This window comes from Streptomyces sp. NPDC102437 (assembly GCF_044765565.1).
Lineage (GTDB): Bacteria > Actinomycetota > Actinomycetes > Streptomycetales > Streptomycetaceae > Streptomyces.
Genome location: NZ_JBIWKI010000008.1, coordinates 161884 through 180314 on the forward strand (window position 1 = coordinate 161884; position 18431 = coordinate 180314).

18 protein-coding genes, 7 tRNA genes and 1 pseudogene are annotated in these 18431 nt (G+C 72.2%); 15 read left to right on the forward strand and 11 right to left on the reverse strand.

Translation table 11 applies throughout. The annotated features are described in order from the left end of the window. Positions 1 to 6 precede the first annotated feature (6 nt). Complete coding sequence (locus ACIRJP_RS13000) at positions 7 to 843, forward strand: TrmH family RNA methyltransferase (RefSeq protein WP_404172075.1); 837 nt, start codon at positions 7 to 9, stop codon at positions 841 to 843. Between the two features lie 387 nt (positions 844 to 1230). After that, positions 1231 to 1616 (forward strand): annotated as a pseudogene (locus ACIRJP_RS13005) (heme-binding protein). Positions 1617 to 1767: 151 nt separating this feature from the next. Here ACIRJP_RS13005 and ACIRJP_RS13010 read toward each other — a convergent pair. Then, on the reverse strand, positions 1768 to 3087 hold the full coding sequence (locus tag ACIRJP_RS13010) for a serine/threonine-protein kinase (protein ID WP_404172078.1): 1320 nt from the start codon (positions 3085 to 3087) through the stop codon (positions 1768 to 1770). Positions 3088 to 3704: 617 nt separating this feature from the next. Here ACIRJP_RS13010 and ACIRJP_RS13015 point away from each other — a divergent pair. From ACIRJP_RS13015 to ACIRJP_RS13025, 3 genes are all read left to right on the forward strand, one after another. Continuing rightward, positions 3705 to 3911 (forward strand): hypothetical protein, encoded by a 207-nt coding sequence (locus ACIRJP_RS13015; RefSeq protein ID WP_266735954.1) that lies wholly within the window; start codon positions 3705 to 3707, stop codon positions 3909 to 3911. Positions 3912 to 4165: 254 nt separating this feature from the next. Continuing rightward, a complete protein-coding gene (locus tag ACIRJP_RS13020) occupies positions 4166 to 5137 on the forward strand; it encodes a phosphotransferase family protein (protein ID WP_404172081.1) in 972 nt (323 codons plus the stop codon). Positions 5138 to 5205: 68 nt separating this feature from the next. Beyond that, entirely contained in the window at positions 5206 to 5478 is a 273-nt protein-coding gene (locus ACIRJP_RS13025; RefSeq protein ID WP_404172083.1) for a zf-TFIIB domain-containing protein, read from the forward strand. Positions 5479 to 5612: 134 nt separating this feature from the next. Here the strand turns inward: ACIRJP_RS13025 and ACIRJP_RS13030 are convergent. From ACIRJP_RS13030 to ACIRJP_RS13050, 5 genes are all read right to left on the reverse strand, one after another. Beyond that, positions 5613 to 5687: transfer RNA gene (locus ACIRJP_RS13030), tRNA-Val, on the reverse strand. Between the two features lie 23 nt (positions 5688 to 5710). Next, positions 5711 to 5782 (reverse strand) — tRNA-Val (locus ACIRJP_RS13035). 19 nt (positions 5783 to 5801) lie between these two features. After that, a tRNA-Val gene (locus ACIRJP_RS13040) sits at positions 5802 to 5873 on the reverse strand. A 1-nt stretch (position 5874) separates the two neighbouring features. Next, positions 5875 to 5948 (reverse strand) — tRNA-Cys (locus tag ACIRJP_RS13045). A 37-nt stretch (positions 5949 to 5985) separates the two neighbouring features. Further along, positions 5986 to 6058, reverse strand: a tRNA-Gly gene (locus tag ACIRJP_RS13050). A 163-nt stretch (positions 6059 to 6221) separates the two neighbouring features. Between ACIRJP_RS13050 and ACIRJP_RS13055 the strand changes: the two genes are divergently transcribed. From ACIRJP_RS13055 to ACIRJP_RS13065, 3 genes are all read left to right on the forward strand, one after another. Continuing rightward, positions 6222 to 7256, forward strand: a complete 1035-nt coding sequence (locus ACIRJP_RS13055) for a chorismate-binding protein (protein WP_404172301.1) — start codon at positions 6222 to 6224, stop codon at positions 7254 to 7256. Further along, positions 7256 to 8077 (forward strand): aminotransferase class IV, encoded by an 822-nt coding sequence (locus ACIRJP_RS13060; RefSeq protein WP_404172086.1) that lies wholly within the window; start codon positions 7256 to 7258, stop codon positions 8075 to 8077. Before ACIRJP_RS13055 ends, ACIRJP_RS13060 begins: the two co-directional genes overlap by 1 nt. 65 nt (positions 8078 to 8142) lie before the next feature. After that, on the forward strand, positions 8143 to 8979 hold the full coding sequence (locus ACIRJP_RS13065; RefSeq protein ID WP_404172089.1) for a GNAT family N-acetyltransferase: 837 nt from the start codon (positions 8143 to 8145) through the stop codon (positions 8977 to 8979). 21 nt (positions 8980 to 9000) lie between these two features. Here the strand turns inward: ACIRJP_RS13065 and ACIRJP_RS13070 are convergent, their stop codons facing one another. Beyond that, complete coding sequence (locus tag ACIRJP_RS13070) at positions 9001 to 9516, reverse strand: DsbA family protein (protein ID WP_404172091.1); 516 nt, start codon at positions 9514 to 9516, stop codon at positions 9001 to 9003. A 203-nt stretch (positions 9517 to 9719) separates the two neighbouring features. On the opposite strand from ACIRJP_RS13070, the gene ACIRJP_RS13075 reads away from it, so the two are divergent. The 3 genes from ACIRJP_RS13075 (at position 9720) to ACIRJP_RS13085 (ending at position 11735) form a co-directional block, all read left to right on the forward strand. Beyond that, positions 9720 to 10178: a hypothetical protein gene (locus tag ACIRJP_RS13075; RefSeq protein ID WP_404172304.1), complete on the forward strand. Its 459-nt coding sequence runs from the start codon at positions 9720 to 9722 to the stop codon at positions 10176 to 10178. A 106-nt stretch (positions 10179 to 10284) separates the two neighbouring features. Beyond that, positions 10285 to 11304, forward strand: a complete 1020-nt coding sequence (locus ACIRJP_RS13080; RefSeq protein ID WP_404172094.1) for a LacI family DNA-binding transcriptional regulator — start codon at positions 10285 to 10287, stop codon at positions 11302 to 11304. A 275-nt stretch (positions 11305 to 11579) separates the two neighbouring features. Next, positions 11580 to 11735: a hypothetical protein gene (locus ACIRJP_RS13085; protein ID WP_266735940.1), complete on the forward strand. Its 156-nt coding sequence runs from the start codon at positions 11580 to 11582 to the stop codon at positions 11733 to 11735. A 4-nt stretch (positions 11736 to 11739) separates the two neighbouring features. Here ACIRJP_RS13085 and ACIRJP_RS13090 read toward each other — a convergent pair whose 3' ends face one another. After that, positions 11740 to 12327 (reverse strand): CGNR zinc finger domain-containing protein, encoded by a 588-nt coding sequence (locus ACIRJP_RS13090; protein ID WP_382925730.1) that lies wholly within the window; start codon positions 12325 to 12327, stop codon positions 11740 to 11742. A gap of 310 nt (positions 12328 to 12637) precedes the next feature. Further along, complete coding sequence (locus tag ACIRJP_RS13095; RefSeq protein WP_003959770.1) at positions 12638 to 13051, reverse strand: SsgA family sporulation/cell division regulator; 414 nt, start codon at positions 13049 to 13051, stop codon at positions 12638 to 12640. A gap of 190 nt (positions 13052 to 13241) precedes the next feature. Here ACIRJP_RS13095 and ACIRJP_RS13100 point away from each other — a divergent pair, with 190 nt between their 5' ends. Both ACIRJP_RS13100 and ACIRJP_RS13105 read left to right on the forward strand, forming a co-directional pair. Further along, positions 13242 to 13730: a TIGR02611 family protein gene (locus tag ACIRJP_RS13100; RefSeq protein ID WP_404172098.1), complete on the forward strand. Its 489-nt coding sequence runs from the start codon at positions 13242 to 13244 to the stop codon at positions 13728 to 13730. Between the two features lie 54 nt (positions 13731 to 13784). Then, positions 13785 to 13856: transfer RNA gene (locus ACIRJP_RS13105), tRNA-Val, on the forward strand. A 363-nt stretch (positions 13857 to 14219) separates the two neighbouring features. Here the strand turns inward: ACIRJP_RS13105 and ACIRJP_RS13110 are convergent. Then, on the reverse strand, positions 14220 to 16850 hold the full coding sequence (locus ACIRJP_RS13110; RefSeq protein WP_404172101.1) for an SCO7613 C-terminal domain-containing membrane protein: 2631 nt from the start codon (positions 16848 to 16850) through the stop codon (positions 14220 to 14222). Positions 16851 to 16933: 83 nt separating this feature from the next. On the opposite strand from ACIRJP_RS13110, the gene ACIRJP_RS13115 reads away from it, so the two are divergent. Together ACIRJP_RS13115 and ACIRJP_RS13120 are read left to right on the forward strand one after the other, a co-directional pair. Further along, the gene (locus ACIRJP_RS13115) at positions 16934 to 17380 is read left to right on the forward strand and encodes an SRPBCC family protein (RefSeq protein ID WP_404172104.1); all 447 of its coding nucleotides are present in this window, start codon (positions 16934 to 16936) and stop codon (positions 17378 to 17380) included. A 39-nt stretch (positions 17381 to 17419) separates the two neighbouring features. Beyond that, positions 17420 to 17491 (forward strand) — tRNA-Val (locus tag ACIRJP_RS13120). A 76-nt stretch (positions 17492 to 17567) separates the two neighbouring features. On the opposite strand, the gene ACIRJP_RS13125 is transcribed toward ACIRJP_RS13120, so the two are convergent. Further along, entirely contained in the window at positions 17568 to 18293 is a 726-nt protein-coding gene (locus ACIRJP_RS13125) for a 3'-5' exonuclease (protein WP_404172107.1), read from the reverse strand. Positions 18294 to 18431: the final 138 nt, after the last annotated feature.

Genomic DNA, 18431 nt, shown 5'->3' on the forward strand with positions numbered 1-18431 from the left:
GAACCCGTGGCTGATCTCATCACCGTCGACGACCCCGACGACCCCCGACTGCGCGATTACACCGGACTCACCGATGTCGAACTCCGGCGCAGGCGGGAGCCCGCCGAGGGCCTCTTCATCGCCGAGGGCGAGAAGGTCATCAGGCGTGCCAGGCACGCCGGGTACGAGATGCGCTCGATGCTGCTCTCGGCGAAGTGGGTCGACCTGATGCGGGACGTCATCGACGAGGTCCCGGCCCCGGTGTACGCGGTGAGCCCCGAACTCGCCGAGCGTGTCACCGGCTACCACGTGCACCGGGGCGCGCTCGCCTCGATGCAGCGCAAACCGCTGCCGACGGCCGACGAACTGCTGGCGACGACCTTCGGCGAGGCGGTCACGGGGGCACGCCGCATCGCCGTGTTCGAGGACATCGTCGACCACGCCAACCTGGGTGCCGCCTTCAGGAACGCCGCCGCCCTCGGCATCGACGCGGTCCTCCTCACACCTCGCTGCGCCGACCCCTTCTACCGGAGGTCCGTGAAGGTCTCGATGGGGGGAGTCTTCCAGGTGCCGTGGACCCGGCTGGAGTCCTGGCCGAAGGACGTCGAGGTCCTGCGTTCCGCTGGGTTCGCGCTCGCCGCCCTCTGCCTGAGCGAACGGGCGATCACCCTCGACGAACTCGCCGCGCGCAAGGACGAGAAGCTCGCGCTGGTCTTCGGTACGGAAGGAGCCGGCCTCGCCCCCGGTACCCTCGCCGCGGTCGACGAGCACGTCCGCATCCCGATGGACGCCGGTGTCGACTCCCTCAACGTGGCAGCCGCCTCGGCCGTCGCCTTCTACGCCACCCGGCCGGGAGCGGCCTGACTCCGGCGCGACTCCCGCCCGGCTGCCCGGGGTCAACCGATCGGATGACCCCGGTGTCAGCCTTCCCGCTAGGCACATGAAGCCGGTACGTCGACGGACCGGGCGGGTGTCCGGCCGCAACCTTGATCAGAACGGGACGGCAGCAGCCGGCGGGCCCGAACGCCGGAATCCCCCGAGCGGACGGAGCCGCATCCCGCACCCATCACAGGAGTGACCGGAACGAAGCACGCCAAGAAGACCACGAAGCGTATGCGCGTCGTCATCGGCGGTACGTTGGTCGGCGCCGCCGCTCTCGGTACGTTCGCCGTGGTCTCGGCCAGTGCGGGGTCGTCCCCGAGCACCGCCCCCCGGTCGGCTGCGGGCAAGAACCTGGCCCGGTCCACGCACCTGAGTGCCGACGCGGCCGGCCGGGCCGCACAGGCCGTTCTCGACGCCGCCGCGAAGGAGAACCAGCGGGCCTCCGTCGCCGTCGTCGACCGCAACGGCAACACCATCGTCACCCTGCGCGGCGACGGAGCGGGCCCCCAGGCGTACGAGGCGGCCCAGAAGAAGGCGTTCACCGCCGTCTCCTGGAACGCCCCGACCTCCGAGCTGGTAAAGCGCCTGGAGAACGCCCCCACGCTGAAGGACATCCCGGCACCCTCTTCCTCGGTGGCGGAGTGCCGGTCGACGCGAAGGGCGCGCCGACCGCAGGCATCGGTGTCGCGGGAGCCCCGTCCGGTGACCTGGACGAGAAGTCCGCCCGGGCCGGTGCCGCGGTCCTGGGCAAGTAGTAGGGGCCGTTCCCGGCGGGGAACGTGACAAAGGGCGTGCGGGGCCGTGACGGGCGGGGGACCGCACCCGCCCGTCGCGGACCGGCCCCCGGGAACGCCCGACGGCCCGTCCGGCGGGTCAGGGCGCCGGACAGGCCCTGACCCCGGCGGGCTACCGGCTCTGGCTCTGGCTCTGACCCTGCGTCCGGCCGTCGCTCTGATCGGCACCCAGCCCGCGGGCCGGCCCCTGGCAGCCCTGGGCCGCCGCGATGCCGAGCGCCACCAGGAGCGTCACCACGACGAAGACGACGAGCCGTTGCCGCAGCAGTCGCGGATTGGCGGGACGCAGTCCCGAAGAAGTCGGACGGGCCCCGGGCCGCGTTCCCGGCCGGCCGTTCGCCCCGTTCGTACCCTGCGGGCGCCGCCCGGACCGGGTCGTGTTGCGCGGCGGCTGATGCTGCCGGGGGCGCGAACCACCGGTCCGGGGCGAGCCGGCCCGCGACGACGAGGCCGGCCGGCCGCCCTGCGGTTGCTTCTGCTTCTGCTGACGGGGCGCGGGCGGAGCCGCACGCCGGGTCTGCTGCTCGGTGTACGGGCCGTCGAGACGGCCCGTCGGCCGGTCCAGTTCCTGCGCCGAACGCTGCACGGGCGGCCGGCTCTCGTGCAGCCCCTGCGCCTCCCGCGCCGCGATCTCCTTGAGCCGCATGGAGAGTTGGAGCGTGCTCGGCCGCTCCTCGGGGTCCTTCGCCAGGCATGCGCTCACCAGCGGCGCGAGTGCGTCGTGCACATCGCGCAGCTGAGCCTCCTCGTGCACCACGCGGTACAGCATCACCTCGGAACTGCCGTGCCCGAAGGGCGAGTCGGCCATGGCCGCGTACGCCAGCGTGGCACCGAGCGAGAACACATCGGTCGCGGGCGTCACGGCCGCGCCGCGCACCTGCTCGGGTGCGAGGAACCCCGGCGAGCCCACCGCCGTACCGACATGGGTGAGGGTGGACGCCCCGGTCGCCCAGGCGATCCCGAAGTCGATGATCCGGGGACCCTTGGGGGAGAGGAGGATGTTCGACGGCTTCAGGTCGCGGTGGACGACCCCGGCCTCGTGCACCGCGACGAGGCCCTCGGAAAGCGCGGCCCCGATCGAGGCCACCTCGGCCGCCGACAGCGGGCCCTCCTCGGCCACCTTGTCGTGCAGCGAGGGCCCCGGAACGTACTGCGTGGCGAACCACGGACGGTCCGCCTCCAGGTCGGCGGCCACCAGGCGCGCCGTGCAGCCGCCGCGGATCCGCCGTGCGGCGGACACCTCGCGCGCGAAGCGGGAGCGGAACTCCTGGTCCTCCGCCAGATCCGGGCGGATCACCTTCAGCGCCACCCGCTGGCCCCTCCGGTCCGAACCCAGGTAGACCACACCCATGCCGCCCGCGCCGAGCCGCCGGTGCAGTCTGAACGAGCCGACGACACGCGGGTCCTCGCGCCGGAGCCGCATCATCGCCATGTCTGCCCATCCCCGCTGCCTGGTCCGCCTGACGAGGCACAGCTTACGTACCCGGCGCCCGGGGCGCTCAGAGGCCGCGCCCTCACCGGTAGATCGATTGTCGGTGCGCGGCGCGCCCCCTGACGGGGCATGGAGCCGGGGCGCGTCCGGTACCGGACGCGCCCCGGGCCTCAAGGCGGGTGAGGGCAAGGGCGGTTGGAGCGGTGCCGGACATCCGCGATACGGCGCCGGCCTCGGCCCGGACGGGTACGCGCGGCCCCCTCCGGCGCGGGCGGACCGGCTTCCGGGAACCGGGACGGGCAAGGGTGAGTGAAGTCACGGTGGCCGTCGCAGTGCGTACCGGTGGGCCCGCGTCCAACCGCTCCGGCGCCGCGCGAAGTTCGCCGCCCGCGCGGACGCCCCCTCCGGGATGTCCCCAGGGCCGGGCACACCCGGTCTCCACCCAGGGGAGTACAACGACGGCCCGGGGCTCATCCTCCGGGAGGCCCGGCAATCGGTACGCGGGCATGACGACCGCAGCGCCGCACGTCCCTAATGTTGAGGCCAAGCGGCGGGCGCAATACTCGTCCCCCGAGGTCACACGCCCGCCGCCCCACATCGAGTCAGGAGAGGAAACCATGGCGGACACGGCAACGCGGACCATGATCCGCGCAGGACGCAGGGCCCATGCCTCGTTCGGCAGCCGCCCGTCCTCCGGCACGCGCCACCCACTCGTGGCGACGGCGATGGTTCTTCCCCTGGCGGCCCTGCTCGTGGTCGTCTTCGGCGGCTGGGACGCAGTGGTCACACAGGCGTCGTCCGTGGGCGTGATGCTGGGGCGCTGAGCGGCGCCCCGGGTCCGGAAGAGCGGTCCGGACCGGGACATCCGGCCAACAACCCCGTGGGGACGGGGGTGCGGCGGACGGCAGCGTTTGTCCGGTCAGCTGGGGAGCTGACCGGACATCGCGCTTTCCGGGGGCGTTCGCGGTGCGGCGGCGGTCGCCGCCCGCCCGCGACTCCTCCCGGCGCGCGTACGCTCATCGGCGGACCCGGTGCGGACCGGGCCCACGCCCGTACCAGTCCGCCACCGGGGGAGACCGTGACCACCGCAGTCCTACGCGCGCTGGGCGATCTCGCCCATCGGGCCGCCCACGAACACCCCGGGGACCCCTGCGCCTGCCCGCCCCCTGCGGTGCTCGCGGACCGTGAGGACGGCACGGTGGTCCGCAGCGGGGCCGTCGTCGCCAAGGCCCACGCCGCAGGCACGGACGCCTCCGGCCTGCTCACCCGCCTCACCCTCGCGAACGACCCGCGCCTCACCGGCATCCTGCTCGCCCCGCTGATCCCCGGCCCCTGTGCACCGTCCGCCACTCTCCATGACCGCCCCGTCACGCTCTGGCCCCACGGCCGGCCCGTCGACCCCGGCGACCCCGACGCCGCCCCCTGGGAGGACGCCGCCGTTCTGCTGGCCGGACTGCACCGGACCCCGGCCCCGCCCGCCTTGGCGCTCCCGCCCATGCGGGGCCCCGCGAAGGCCGCGCTCGCCGTCGCCCGGATGCGCGCCGCCCGGCCGGGCGACCCGGCCACCACCCCCGTACTCGAAGCCTGGCACCGCCTGCCGGCCTGGGCCCGCGACGAGGCCACCGCGCCTTCGCACCGCTCGCGCTACCTCTGCCACGGCGATCTGCATCTCGGACAGCTCGTCCGCCACCCGTCCCCGCACGGCCCCTGGTTGCTCATCGACGTCGACGACGCGGGTCTCGGCGATCCCGCCTGGGACCTCGCCCGCCCCGCCGCCTGGTACGCGGCCGGGATCCTGCCTCCCGAGGTCTGGCTCCGCTTCCTGGACGCCTACCGGGCAGCGGGCGGCCCCGCCGTCCGCGCCGAGGGCGATCCCTGGCCGGACCTGGATGTCCCGGCCCGTGCCCTGACCGTGCAGGCCGCCGCACTGGCATTCGCCAAGTCCGCGCAGGAAGGCCGGTCTCCGGATGAGGTGGAGCGGACAATGATCGAAACCTGTGCCCGAATCGCATCTCTCCCGCCCGAGTTGGGCGCCGAACACTCGTCGTAGGCTGAACCGACCGTCGACGGGCAGGAATTCCGGCGACGGCGACCCGAAGGCGAGGAGTGAGCCCAACCATGCAGTGTCCCAAGTGCCACGCACAGATGCACACGTACAACCGCAACGGCATACAGATCGAGCAGTGCAGCGGCTGCCGGGGAATCTTCCTCGACTACGGCGAGCTGGAGTCCCTCACCCGCGTCGAGGCTCAGTGGACGCAGCAGGCCCCGCCCGCACCGCCGGCCCCGCAGGCCTACCCGGCCGCCCCGGCGCCCGCCTGGGGCGCCCCCCAGCACCACGGCGGTCACTACCGGCACAAGAGCTTCGGCCGCATGCTCTTTTCGTCCTGAACGGAGCACCGCCGCTGAGTGCCTGACCGCGGGCCCGGACACCTTCCGTCCGGGCCCGCAGTGCGTCCGCACCGACATGCTGCGTACGACGGAAACGAGAAAGCCCCGGTCGTCGAGACGACCGGGGCTTTCACTGGTGCGCGATACTGGGATTGAACCAGTGACCTCTTCCGTGTCAGGGAAGCGCTCTCCCGCTGAGCTAATCGCGCAGGGTGAACCTGCGTGTACTGCGTGCGCGATACTGGGATTGAACCAGTGACCTCTTCCGTGTCAGGGAAGCGCTCTCCCGCTGAGCTAATCGCGCGGGGATCCTTGCGGATCAGTGGACGATACTGGGATTGAACCAGTGACCTCTTCCGTGTCAGGGAAGCGCTCTCCCGCTGAGCTAATCGTCCTTGGAGGTGGAGACGGGATTTGAACCCGTGTAGACGGCTTTGCAGGCCGTTGCCTCGCCTCTCGGCCACTCCACCACGAGCGGGGGTTCAGGAAGATCCCCCACCTTGTGCGAGCGGACGACCAGGTTCGAACTGGCGACCTCAACCTTGGCAAGGTTGCGCTCTACCAACTGAGCTACGTCCGCTTGTCTTTCCCGGTCCGCTTGCGCGTCCCGGCGACGTGTTGAACTCTAGCGGATTCCCGGGCCAGTACAAAAACGCGTTTGTGCAGCGTGCTGAGGTGCGCTCGCGCCGGGGCAGCTCATCGCGCGCCGTCCTAGACTCGACGACGTGCACGACCTCGCTCCGATGGCCCGCTTCGGCGGCCTCCTCGCGTCCGATCTGCAGGACGTGACCAGTGATCCCGCAGCCCTCCAGTCGTCCGGCTTCTGGGCCGTGTCCGCCGATTTCGAGGGCCGTCTCGTCTGCGCGCGCTTCGGCTCCGTACGTACCCGCGCGGTGCCCGTCCCCGTGCCGGGCGCCTGGCGCGGGCCCGCGACCGGTGACTGGACCTCGTCCCTGGACCGCGCCTCGTACATCGCGGGCGTGCGGCGGATCCGCGAGTACATCGCGGCGGGCGAGGTGTACCAGGCCAACCTCTGCCGGGTGCTGACCGCGCCGCTGCCCGATCCGGGCGCCGCGGACGTGGACGCGCTGACCGCGCTGCTGGCCCGCGGCAATCCCGCCCCGTACGCGGGGACGATCCGGCTGCCCGCGCACGGCGTGGAGATCGCCACCGCGTCCCCCGAGCTCTTCCTGGAGCGCAACGGCCGGACCGTCGAGTCGGGGCCGATCAAGGGCACCGGGCGGACCGAGGACGATCTGCTGGAGAAGGACCACGCCGAGAACGTGATGATCGTCGACCTGGTCCGCAACGACCTGGGCCGGGTCTGCGCCACCGGATCGGTCACCGTTCCCGACCTCTGCGTGGTCGAGAAGCATCCCGGCCTGGTCCACCTCGTCTCGACCGTGCGCGGGGAGCTCGCAGAGGGCGCCGGCTGGCCCGAGCTCCTCGGCGCCGCGTTCCCGCCCGGCTCCGTCACCGGGGCACCCAAGTCCAGCGCCCTGCGGATCATCGAGGAGCTGGAGACCGCACCGCGCGGGCCCTACTGCGGAGGCATCGGCTGGGTCGACGCCGACCGCCGCACCGCCTCGCTGGCCGTCGGCATACGCACCTTCTGGATCGACCGGACCGGTCCCGCCCCGGTCCTCCGCTTCGGCACCGGGGCCGGCATCACCTGGGGCTCCGACCCGGAACGCGAGTGGGACGAGACCGAGCTCAAGGCGTCCCGGCTGCTCGCTGTAGCGTCGGGCGCCCACGACACAACCGGAAGGACCGCGTGATGAGGATTTGGGTCAACGGCGAACTGCGCGACGCCGAGGACGCCAGGGTGTCCGTGCTCGACCACGGGCTCACCGTGGGGGACGGCATATTCGAGACGGTCAAGACCGTCGACGGCAGGCCCTTCGCCCTCACCCGCCACCTCGACCGGCTGACCCGCTCGGCCCGTGGCCTCGGACTCCCCGACCCCGACCTCGACGAGGTACGGCGAGCCTGCGCCGAAGTCGTCGACGCCAACCCGATGGCCCTCGGCAGGCTCCGCATCACCTACACCGGCGGGCTCTCCCCGCTCGGCTCCGACCGAGGAGACGCCGGCCCCGGCCTCGTCGTCGCCCTCGGCGAGGCGGCCCGCCGGCCCGACACCACCGCCGTGATCACCGTTCCCTGGACCCGCAACGAGCGCGGTGCGCTCACCGGCCTCAAGACCACGTCGTACGCCGAGAACGTCGTCGCCCTCGCACGCGCCCACGAGCACGGCGCCACGGAGGCGCTCTTCGCCAACACCGCCGGTCAGCTCTGCGAAGGCACCGGGTCCAATGTCTTCGTCGTCCTCGACGGGCAGCTGCACACCCCGCCGGTCGCCTCCGGCTGCCTGGCCGGGATCACCCGCGCGCTGGCCGTGGAGTGGACGGGCGCGCAGGAGACCGAGCTGCCGTTCGACATCCTGGAGCAGGCCGAGGAGATCTTCCTCACCTCCACCCTGCGCGATGTGCAGGCCGTGCACCGGGTGGACGGCCGGGAGCTGCCGGGCGGCCCCGGACCGGTGACCGTCAAGGCCATGCGGATCTTCGACGAGCGGGCCGGGAACGACCTCGACCCGTAGAACCGGGCCACGTCCGAACCGGAAATCGGGTGACGGGCCGGGCCGAAGCGGATAGAACATCTCCGATGACCACCACCCTCCGGCCGACCGGGCCGATCCAGCAAGGCGCCGATGGTGCGCAGTTCCGCGCGTACGACGTGTGCGACAACGGGCGGCCTGTCGGCGCCGTCGAGATCGGCACCGATCCGGGATTCGGCGCGAAGGCGGGCGTGCTGCGCTCACTGCGCATCGACGAGTCCCGCCGCAGGCGAGGCCGCGGCACCATCGCGGCGCTGGCCGCCGAAGAGGTGCTGCGCGGCTGGGGCTGCACCCGGATGGAGCTGTCGGTCCCGGCGGACGACACGGCGGGGCAGGGGCTGGCCACCGCGCTGGGCTACACCGAGCGCAGCAGGAACATGGTCAAGGAACTGGCACCGACCCCGCCCGTCCTGCCCGGCGCCGTCACCGCCCGGCCGATGACGGACGAGGAGTTCGCGCAGTGGGAGCGCCACGCGATCACCGGCTACGCGCAGACCTGGATCGAACGCGGCGTCCCCGCGGACCAGGCCATGAGGAAGGCCGAGACCGGCCGCGCCCAGAACCTGCCGCACGGCCTCGCCACCGAGGGAACGCATCTGCACGTCCTCACGCACGAGGACGAAGTCGTGGGGCACGTCTGGGTGGCGCGGCACGAGATGCATCCGGGGATGCTGGTGGGCTACGTGTTCGACGTGGAGGTGCGCGCGGAGTTCCGGGGGCTGGGGTACGGCCGGGCGCTGATGCTCCAGGCGGAACGCATCGCGCTCGACGCGGGCGACGGCAGGCTGGGCCTGCATGTGTTCACATCCAATACGCCCGCCCTGCGGCTGTACGAGTCGCTCGGGTACCGGACGACTCAGTACAACCTGGGCAAGAACCTCTGAGGGCGGGCACGCTCAGCGCGCTCAGTCCCGCTCGGCGAGCAGCCGGTCGGCGATCTCCTCGATCCGTTCGCGCAGCCCGTCCTGGCTCTTGCCGCCGTCCAGCCGCTCGTCGCCGATCACATACGTCGGGGTGCCGGTGACCCCGATCGCCTTGCCCTCGGCCTGGTCGGCGTCGACGATCAGCATGTGGCGTCCGTCGATCAGAGCGGTGTCCATCTCCTCGGCGTCCAGGCCGAGTTCCCGTGCCACCTCGACGAGCAGCGGCTCGCCGGTGCGGGAGAGATCGGCGGTACGGGCGAGCACCGCCTCGATGTAGGGCCAGTCCTTGCCCTGCGCCGTCGCCTCCTCGGCGGCCTGCGCGGCGGCGTAGGCGTGCTTGTGCTTCTCCAGCGGGAAGTGCCGCAGCCGTACCTCCAGCCGGTCGCCGTACTTGGCCCGCAGGGCGTGCACATCGGTGAGGGCCTGGTGACAGTCGGGGCACTGGAGCTCGCACCAGACGTCGAGGACGACGGGGGCCGCAGGGGTGGAATCGCTCATGCGGCCAGTCTCCCAGGGCTCGCGCGAGCCTCCCAATCGGCACCCGGTCCCGCCGGGGCTCCGTACGCCCGGCGCGCCGCCGATCGGCACCTGGGGAGGATCCCGGCCCTGAAATGTCCCTGATGCGGTCCCGGATCGTGGCCGCCGGGCCGGTCACCGGTGCAGGATGGAAGGGACGTTTCCCCGTGCGCCTGGAGGCCCCGATGCTTGCCGAGACCATCTGCTCCGCGGTGTCCGCTGCGGGCCTGGGCATCGCCGCCGTCACCGCCTGGCGGAAGCGCTTCCTCGCCGCGACCCGGATCGCCGCCTACTCCCTGGTCCCGATCGCCCTGGTCCTGACCGGGATCGTGGACTGGGTCGCCGGGATCGCCTTCAAGCCGAGCGTCTGGCTCGGTTTCGGGCTGCTCGCGGTGGCCTGGCTGCTGTTCACGACGACCCGGGCGGTCGAGCGCCGCGGCGGCGGCACCCGCAAGGAGCGCCGGGCCGCCGCGCGGGCGGCGCAGGGCGAAGCGGTCGCCCCCGCGGCCTCGGCCCCGTCCCTGGGGGCGGGGCTCCCGGGGACCCTGGCGCAGCAGCCGAAGACAAAGTCCCGGCAGCAGTCAGCCTCGCCGGGCGAGGACTTCAGCGACATCGAGGCCATCCTGAAGAAGCACGGCATCTGACCCCGGCCCCCCGCCCCCGGCCCGGAGGGCCGTGCCCGGGCGCCGTCCGTACGATGGGGACACGCCGCGGTCCGGCGCGGCCGAAGGCATCAGTGGGGCAGGACAAGTGGCGCGTGTGGCAGGGATCAAGGATGTGGCCCGGCAGGCCGGCGTCTCCGTGGGCACCGTGTCCAACGTGATCAACCGGCCCGAGGCCGTGCTGCCGCAGACCCGTGCCCGGGTGCTCGCCGCCATCGAGGAACTCGGCTACGTACGCAGCGAGTCGGCGCGCCAGCTCCGGGCGGGCCGCAGCCGGATCATGGCCCTGCTCGTCCTCGACATGGGCAATCCGTTCTTCGTGGACGTGGCCCGCGGTGCCGAGCGCGCCGCCCGGGAGGCCGGTCTCGGCGTCATGGTGTGCAACAGCGACCAGAGCCCGGCGGAGGAGGCCGAGTACCTCGGGCTCTTCGCCGAACAGCGGGTCTGCGGCGTCCTGGTCACCCCGGCCGACGCGACCGGCCGGAACCTGGAGGCGTTCGGCCGGCACGGGATTCCCTACGTGCTGGTGGACCGGGTGGCGTCCTCCATGGACACCTGCGCGGTCTCCGTCGACGACGTCCGCGGCGGCGCCCTCGCCGTCGGCCATCTGGTCTCGGCCGGTCACCGCTCGGTGGCGTACGTCAGCGGCCCCGGAGACCTCCATCAGATCCGTGACCGGCGCGAAGGCGCCCTCGCGGCCCTCGCGGACGCCGGGCTGCCGCCCGAGGCGCTCGTCGAGATCCCTTCCGGCCGGCTGGACGTGGCGGCGGGCCGCGACGCCGGCGCCCGGCTGCTAGGCCTGGTGCCGCGGCCGACCGCGGTGTTCTGCGCCAACGACCTGCTCGCCCTGGGGGTGCTCCAGGCGCTGTACGCGGCGGGCGTCAGGGTGCCGCAGGACATCTCCATGGTCGGTTACGACGACATCGAGTTCGCCGCCGCCGCCGCCGTACCGCTCACCTCGGTCCGCCAGCCCGCGGTCGTGATGGGCCGGATGGCCGCGGAGCTCCTGCTGGAGGAGTCGGACGACGAGGACGGCACCCACGAACACCGCAGTGTGGTGCTCCAGCCGGAGCTCGTGGTGCGGGCCTCCAGCTCGATGCCGGGCTGATATCGCGGAACGCGGACCGCTGGGGAATGCGCGGTCGCACCACGAATTCGCCGCGTACGAGGCGGTGTTGACCGGACGGGCGGGCCGTCGGCCGGTGCTTTGGGGTTCCGTTCGGGGGAGTTGGGGGGCGGGGCGCTCGGGGCGCGGCACCGAATGTGTGGCGGGTGGTCGGACGCCAGAGCGAATCCAGGCCGCTCCGGGGGTGGGTGAACTCCCGGTACGAAAAGGCGTGTTGATCGCCAACGAGGGCCGGTCTGAGTCATGATCGTCTCGCGATGGTCGACACCTCCCGGGGCGATGTCCCCGCAAGCCCTGCCGAAGAGCCGCGCGGCTGCCTCTTCGCGCTTTCCCAGCCCCCTTTGATGATCTTCCTCGCGGTGGTCGGCAGTCTGTTGCTGATGGCCGCGGTGCACGATCTCTTCATGCTGTGAACGGTCAGCCGGCCGCTTCCTTGCGGCGTGCCCGGTACGCGGCCACATGCAGACGGTTGCCGCAGGTGCGGCTGGAGCAGTAGCGGCGGGAACGGTTGCGGGACAGGTCGACGAAGGCGTGCCGGCAGTCCGGCGCCTCGCACCGTCGCAGCCGTTCCTGCTCGCCCGCCACCACGATGAAGGCCAGTGCCATGCCGCAGTCGGCCGCGAGGTGGTCGGCGATCGACGCGTCCGGGGCGAAGTAGTGCACATGCCAGTCGTAGCCGTCGTGATTGCTGAGCTGCGGCGTGGTGCCGGCTGCGGCGACGAGCGCGTTGACGAGCGAGGCGGCGGTCTGTGCGTCGTCCGTCGCGAAGATCTCGGCGAAGCGCGCCCGTACGTCCCGTACGGCCCGCAGGTCCTTCTCGTGGAGCTCGCCCACGCCGCTGATGCGATGGCGCCGCGCGAAGTCGTAGAGCGCCGCGATGTCGGCGAGGCCGTCGCCCGGCTCGTCCTCGGGTTGCCCGCTCCCCGGCGGTTCGCTCTCCGGTGCGGTGTTCATCAATTCGATCACCGTGTCGAGGGCGATCCGGGTGTCGTGGGGGATCAGCACGCTTTCGCTCCCTGCCTCCGGCGGGCGGGTGTCCGCCGATGCGGGCTGACTCTACTGGCTCGGCCGCGGCGCACAGCGGCCCGAGAGCGCCCGTGGCAGGTCCGGAGAGCGGATACCGGCCATGGGCGGGTATTCCTGGCCGGTGAGTGTCCGTCCGGGGCTGAGGGGGGCGCCGCGAGTCCCTCGGGCGCGCACCGGCGCCGTCACCACGGTGGATTCCGTGATGACGGCGCAGGTGTCATCCCTATGAGGTTTTCCGCGCGGCGCCGTCTCCCCGAGTCGGACGGCGCCGCGCAGCTCTCGGCCTGGCTCAGCTCTCGGCCAGGATGTGTGAGAGCTCCGTATCGAGGTCGAAGTGACGATGCTCGGTGCCTGGCGGAACCGCGGCGTCGGTCCGCTTCAGGAACGACTCCAGGGCTCTCGCCGGGGCTTCGAGCAGGGCTTCGCCCTCTGGGGAGCTCAGCGCGATGCAGACGACGCCCTGGCCGTGACTACGGGATGGCCAGACGCGGACGTCTCCGGTGCCGGTGGGCCGGTGCAGCCCCTCGGCAAGGAGGTCGCGGGCGAATACCCATTCGACCGTCTCCTCCGCTCCGGTATGGAAGGTGGCGTGCACGGCATACGGATCGGCCGTGTCATACCGCAGGCCCGCGGGTACAGGCAGTGAGGACTCGCTCGACACAACGAGGCGCAGGTGCAGCTCGCAGCTGACCGTGGTGTTCATAAGCGCCAGGGCCTTTCGCTCAGTGTGCGCTCGGGGATTCGCACGTCGGCGAAATCGACATGCCACCTACGGTGGCGTTGTAAACCCCTCTGACCTTTTTGTGTTCCTTCAGGTAGCTCGTACGGCGGTGTGTAACTTTCGGTTATGCGGCCATTCCGGTGACGAAGGCCGTTCCGGTAGGTTGGCTGTCATGAATGCGGAGCGTGACGTGCGGAACGGGGACGCCGCACCGGCGACACCGGTGTCCGGCGCGGGGGACAGGACGGACGGCGTGACGGGTGAGGTCACCGAGGGTGTGACCAAGGAACGGGAGCTCGGTTCCCGGGCGCCCGGGTTCATCAAGGCGTCCAGGACGCTGCACCTGAGCTGGCAGGTCGGCGTCTTCGTCGTCGGCTTCGCCGTGGTCGTGGCGGGCATCATCATGCTTCCGCTGCCCGGACCCGGCTGGCTGGTGATCTTCGGCGGCATGGCGATCTGGGCGACCGAGTTCGTCTGGGCGCAGCTGGTGCTCCGCTGGACCAGGCGGAAGGTGACCGAGGCCGCCCAGCGGGCGCTCGACCCCAAGGTCCGGCGGCGCAACATCATCCTCACGTCGATCGGCCTGGTGATCATCGCGGTGCTGGTGGGGATCTACGTCTGGAAGTTCGGCATCACCATGCCGTGGAAGATTCACGAGTGACCCGGTGGTGGTCATGGGGCGCCGCTGACATGGGGTAATGTTTGGCCTGCGCCCGGGCGATTAGCTCAGTGGGAGAGCGCTTCGTTCACACCGAAGAGGTCACTGGTTCGAACCCAGTATCGCCCACCCCGGACAGAGGGCCCGTGAGACCGCAGAGTCTCACGGGCCCTCTGCGTTTTCCGTTCCCGGCCGGCCGCGGGTCGTCGCCGGGTCCTTCGCGGCGATTCACAAGCGCTTTCGTGAACGATTCAATCCATGCGGTGGCGGACGGTCCGGGTCCGCAAATCGAGGAGTGGTATCCGGATATCGCGGTCGGCACGATCGGGCGGCCACGGGAATTCCCGGAAAGAGTTCGGTCCCCGGCGTCCGTGAGCAATGCCACGGACGATTCGAGAACCACGCCGGGAATTCCCGCAGAGGCGACGCCGGGGCGCGAACTGCTCGATTTCACGGGCGAGTTCGCGCGAGCGCCTGCCATGCGACGTTGCGTCAGCGCATCCGGCCCACGGTCTCCTTCAGCCTCCGCGCATCGCGCAGCCGCTGCTCGTACGTCGCACCGACCACCAGCAACAGCAGCCCGGCCAGGGCGGGCGGCAGCCAGCGCGGCAGCGCGCCGACCACCTGGACCACGTACGGCGCCAGTTCGTGCACGGCGTCCAGGGCCAGCACCGCGCCACCGACCAGCAGCAGTGCCTGGAGCCCCAGCCGCGCGCCCGCCAGGGTGATCACCAGGGCCGCCACCCCGAGCAGCAGCGGCCGCAGCCAGTGCGGATCGACCCAGGCCGCGAAGAGGCTCGGGACCAGCGTCGCCGAGAGACCCGCCCCGTACGCCGTCCACGACGACGCCTCCGGGTCGCGACGCCGGCGCAGCACACCGACCGCCAGGGCGGGGACCGTCACCGGCAGCGTGTACGCCTCCGGGGCCGAAACCCCCGAGGCCGTCAGCCGCACCCAGGTCGCCAGGACGAACAGCGCCACCGCCAGGTACCCGGCCACCGGCCGACGCTCGGCCCGTACGGCAGTGCCCGCCGCCAGCACCCCGCACAGCGCCAGCACCAGCGCCAGGAAGGGCCCGTCGGGCACCGCCATGATCGTCGCCACCACGGCCGACAGGGCCCCGGTCAGCTCGACGGGAAGAGCCTGCGGGCGGTTCCGCAGCCGGGCACCGAGCAGTACCGTCACCACGGGGACGGCAAGCATCAGCGGCGCCGCCCGGTAACCGGCGAGTTCCAGTGACGCGCCGGCCGCACGGGCGAGCACCATCGCGCACAGCACGGCCCCGCACGCCGGCACCGCCTGCGCGATCCGCAGTGCCCCTGCAGCACGCGCCGCCCGGGCGTCCGGCAGCTCCCGTTCCAAAATCGCGGCACCGTCGAGCAGCACCGCGGCGGCCCCGAGCACCAGCAGCAGCACCGAGAACACCGCGTACGTCGCGGCCTGGGCCGCGAGCGAGAGGAGCCCCGCGCTCACCGCGCCGGCCAGGCCGCACACCAGCGCGGTCGTCCCCACGGGGCCCGTCCCGCGGCGCAGAGCCCGTACCGCCACCGCGAACACCGCGGCGACCAGCACCGACTGCACCGACACGGACGCCGCGTACGAGAGCCCCAGCACCGCGGGCAGCGCGGTGAGCCCCGCCCAGCAGAGGGCCGTCGCCGCGGCCCCCGCCGCACTCCGCCAGGCCGGACCCGGCGAGACCACCGCCCCGGCGACCCGCACCAGCCGGGGCCAGGCCCGGTGCGCCAGCCCGAACAGACCGGCCACCACCAGCAACACCACCGGGGACGCGGCCGACCGGGACCACGCCAGGCCCTCCGTGCCCAGCGCACCCCGCACACCGCCGTCGGGAGCGCCGGTCCACACGCGGGCCAGCTGCGACGCCGTACCCAGCAGCGACATGCCTACCGGCGGCACCGCGGCCAGCACCGCCGCCGCGGTCACCGCCGACGAGGCCCACACCAGACCCTGGCCGACCGGACGGGGCAGCGGTGCGCGCACGGCCGCCAACAGCGCCACACCGCACAGCAGATACACCGGCACCGACCAGTGCCAGTCCACTCCGGCACGCAGCACACCACCCACCGCCGCCACACCGGACAGCCCGGCCAGCACACCGCCGGCCACCGCGAGACCCTGGGGGCCTCTCGTTTGGATCACGCCGGGCTCGCGTGCCCCGGTGCCTGATCCGGCCTGATCCAAACGAAAGCCCCGGGGCGCGCGCCACGCTCCGAACAGCGCGAGCGCTGCGCCCGCGAGCAGGAGCGCGGCCGGCGCCACCGCACCCGACGCCGCCTCGGCGGACACCGACTGTCCCAGGGCCACCAGCAGTCCCAGCAGGCCCGTCGTCCAGCAGCCGACACAGGCCGTCACCCGGACCGCGACGCCCGGCCCCCGCAGCGCGATCGCGCAGTCCAGCGCCGCCGTCAGCAGCAGTGCCCAGCCGAACACCAAGGCACCCGCGCCGGCCGACCAGGCCCACAGCAGCAGCGGCAGCTGAGCACTCACCACCGCCAGGGGCAGCGGCAGCCGCAGCCGGCCGAGCAGCAGCCCGTACCCGCCCCACAGCACCGCCAGCACCGCCGAGGCGGCCGAGGCGTAACCGGGCCCGTCGGCCTCCGGCACCGCCACCCGGTGCAGCGCGTAGGCGTCGAGGATCATCAGCACGGAGGCCAGAGCACCCAGCGACTCGGCCGTCGCGGACAGCCCGCGACGCAGCAGCACGGCGGGAGCGGCGAGCGCCGCGAGCGTCACCACGGCGAGCACCGCCGAACGGCCGGCGATCCCCATGTGGCCCCAGCTGACCAGGGTGAACGCGGTCGCCGCGATCGTCAGCAGCAGACCGCCCAGGGTGAGCAGCACGTTCTGCGCACTGCGCGGTCCGGTCTGGGCGGCAGGAGGTCCGAACGGGGCCGCGAACGGCGCGGCGGGCCGGGCCGGCGACGGCGGACCGAACGGAGCGGCGAGCTGCGGGGCCGACGGCGCGCCGGGAGGCCCGGCGGGCGGCGTCAGCACGCTCAGCAGCCAGGCACGACGAATCAGCAACTGGGACCGGCGGGCGTCCAGCCGGGCCAGTTCGCGATCGAGGAGCGCCAATTCCTCGGCGGGTGGGGGCACATGTTCCATGGACGCGAGTGTGGCGCGAGCCACAGGTTCGGACATGCGCTCGGATACTCAGTTCCCCGGCTGAGTACGCGCAGACTGGATCCATGGACTGGAGCCACTACCGATTCGTGAGTATCTGGGACCTTCCCGCCCCGCCCGACGCCGTGTACGAGATCCTCGAACGCGCCGATGACTACCCGCGCTGGTGGCCGCAGATCCGCGAGGTCACCCCGGTCGACGGCATCACCGGCACCACCCGCATCCGCTCGCTCCTCCCGTACGACCTCGTCATGACCGTCCGCGAGCGCCGCCGCGACCCCCGGGCCGGGGTCATCGAGGCGACGCTCAGCGGCGATCTGGACGGCTGGGTCCGCTGGACGGTCACCCGGCACGGCGGTGGCAGCCGGGCCGTCTACGAGCAGGAGGTCGAGGTGCACCGGCGGCTGATGCGGCTGCTGGCGGTCCCCGGACGCCCGGTGTTCCGGGTCAATCACGCCCTGATGATGCGTGCCGGGCGGCGGGGTCTCACAGCCAGGCTGGAAGTGGTTTGAACCGGACCCCGGGAGCCCTGTATGGTTCAACCCGTTCCCGGGCGATTAGCTCAGTGGGAGAGCGCTTCGTTCACACCGAAGAGGTCACTGGTTCGAACCCAGTATCGCCCACCCGGAAGAAGCCGGTCCGTCAGCAGAATCGACGGACCGGCTTCTGCGTGTGCAAAAACAGGGGCCGGGCACCCTCTCATGCCGCTGCAGGCAGCTCCGGGCGCAGCGGCCAGGCCGGATCCACCGCCTCTGTCGTGCCGTTCTTCGCGAACCACGCCTGCAGTCCACGCGCTTGTGCCGCATGCCACGCGGCCTGCAGGGTGTGCAGCTCCGGCGGGGTCAGCCGCTCCAGCCGGGACGAGAACCGCCGCCCCACCGCACGCACCAGCTCCAGCGAGGCCGCCGCATCGGCTGCCGCATCATGGGCGCCGTCGAGCACCACTCCGTACAGCTCGCACAGATCGGTGAGGGTCCGCCGCCCCTTGCGGTAGCGGTCCAGATGCTTGTCGAGCACGCGCGGATCCAGCACGCACAGCGGGGAGTTCTGCAGATACTTCCCGAGCGACGAGGCACGGTGGCGCTTCAGCTCGCGGTCCAGCAGCGTCAGGTCGAACGGCGCGTTCATCACGACCAGCGGGCGTCCGGCCGCGCACTGCTCGGCCAGCGCGCGGGCTATCTCCTCCACCACCGGCGCCGGCCAGCGGCCGTTGCGCTGAAGGTGATCGTCGGTCAGACCATGGATCTCGGTCGCCCCCACGGGCACCGGTATCCCCGGATTCACCAGCCAGCGGGTGACGCGCATCCGCCCGCCCGCCGCGTCCTGGACGACCAGGGCGGCCGAGACGATCCGGTCCCCCTCGACGTCGACTCCTGTTGTCTCGGTGTCAAAAGCGGCCAGCGGCCCCTCGTACCAGTGAGTCATCCCCGAACTCCTCGTGCCCGAACGGCAGATGTGTGATTCCTCTGCCCGGTCCGGTGATACCCGCGCCCTTTGCCTCGTACGCCGTTTGCGGGCCGTCCCGTGCGGTGACAACACAGGTGAGGGGAACGGAAGTTGTCC

Excerpts from the sequence above, each read along its gene's own strand:
- ACIRJP_RS13010 (WP_404172078.1), bottom strand. The coding sequence starts at position 3,087 with ATGGCGATGATGCGGCTCCGGCGCGAGGACCCGCGTGTCGTCGGCTCG.
- ACIRJP_RS13015 (WP_266735954.1), top strand. The coding sequence starts at position 3,705 with ATGGCGGACACGGCAACGCGGACCATGATCCGCGCAGGACGCAGGGCC.
- ACIRJP_RS13025 (WP_404172083.1), top strand. The coding sequence starts at position 5,206 with ATGCAGTGTCCCAAGTGCCACGCACAGATGCACACGTACAACCGCAAC.
- ACIRJP_RS13055 (WP_404172301.1), top strand. The coding sequence starts at position 6,222 with ATGGCCCGCTTCGGCGGCCTCCTCGCGTCCGATCTGCAGGACGTGACC.
- ACIRJP_RS13060 (WP_404172086.1), top strand. The coding sequence starts at position 7,256 with ATGAGGATTTGGGTCAACGGCGAACTGCGCGACGCCGAGGACGCCAGG.
- ACIRJP_RS13065 (WP_404172089.1), top strand. The coding sequence starts at position 8,143 with ATGACCACCACCCTCCGGCCGACCGGGCCGATCCAGCAAGGCGCCGAT.
- ACIRJP_RS13070 (WP_404172091.1), bottom strand. The coding sequence starts at position 9,516 with ATGAGCGATTCCACCCCTGCGGCCCCCGTCGTCCTCGACGTCTGGTGC.
- ACIRJP_RS13075 (WP_404172304.1), top strand. The coding sequence starts at position 9,720 with ATGCTTGCCGAGACCATCTGCTCCGCGGTGTCCGCTGCGGGCCTGGGC.
- ACIRJP_RS13085 (WP_266735940.1), top strand. The coding sequence starts at position 11,580 with ATGGTCGACACCTCCCGGGGCGATGTCCCCGCAAGCCCTGCCGAAGAG.
- ACIRJP_RS13095 (WP_003959770.1), bottom strand. The coding sequence starts at position 13,051 with ATGAACACCACGGTCAGCTGCGAGCTGCACCTGCGCCTCGTTGTGTCG.
- ACIRJP_RS13100 (WP_404172098.1), top strand. The coding sequence starts at position 13,242 with ATGAATGCGGAGCGTGACGTGCGGAACGGGGACGCCGCACCGGCGACA.
- ACIRJP_RS13110 (WP_404172101.1), bottom strand. The coding sequence starts at position 16,850 with ATGGAACATGTGCCCCCACCCGCCGAGGAATTGGCGCTCCTCGATCGC.
- ACIRJP_RS13115 (WP_404172104.1), top strand. The coding sequence starts at position 16,934 with ATGGACTGGAGCCACTACCGATTCGTGAGTATCTGGGACCTTCCCGCC.
- ACIRJP_RS13125 (WP_404172107.1), bottom strand. The coding sequence starts at position 18,293 with ATGACTCACTGGTACGAGGGGCCGCTGGCCGCTTTTGACACCGAGACA.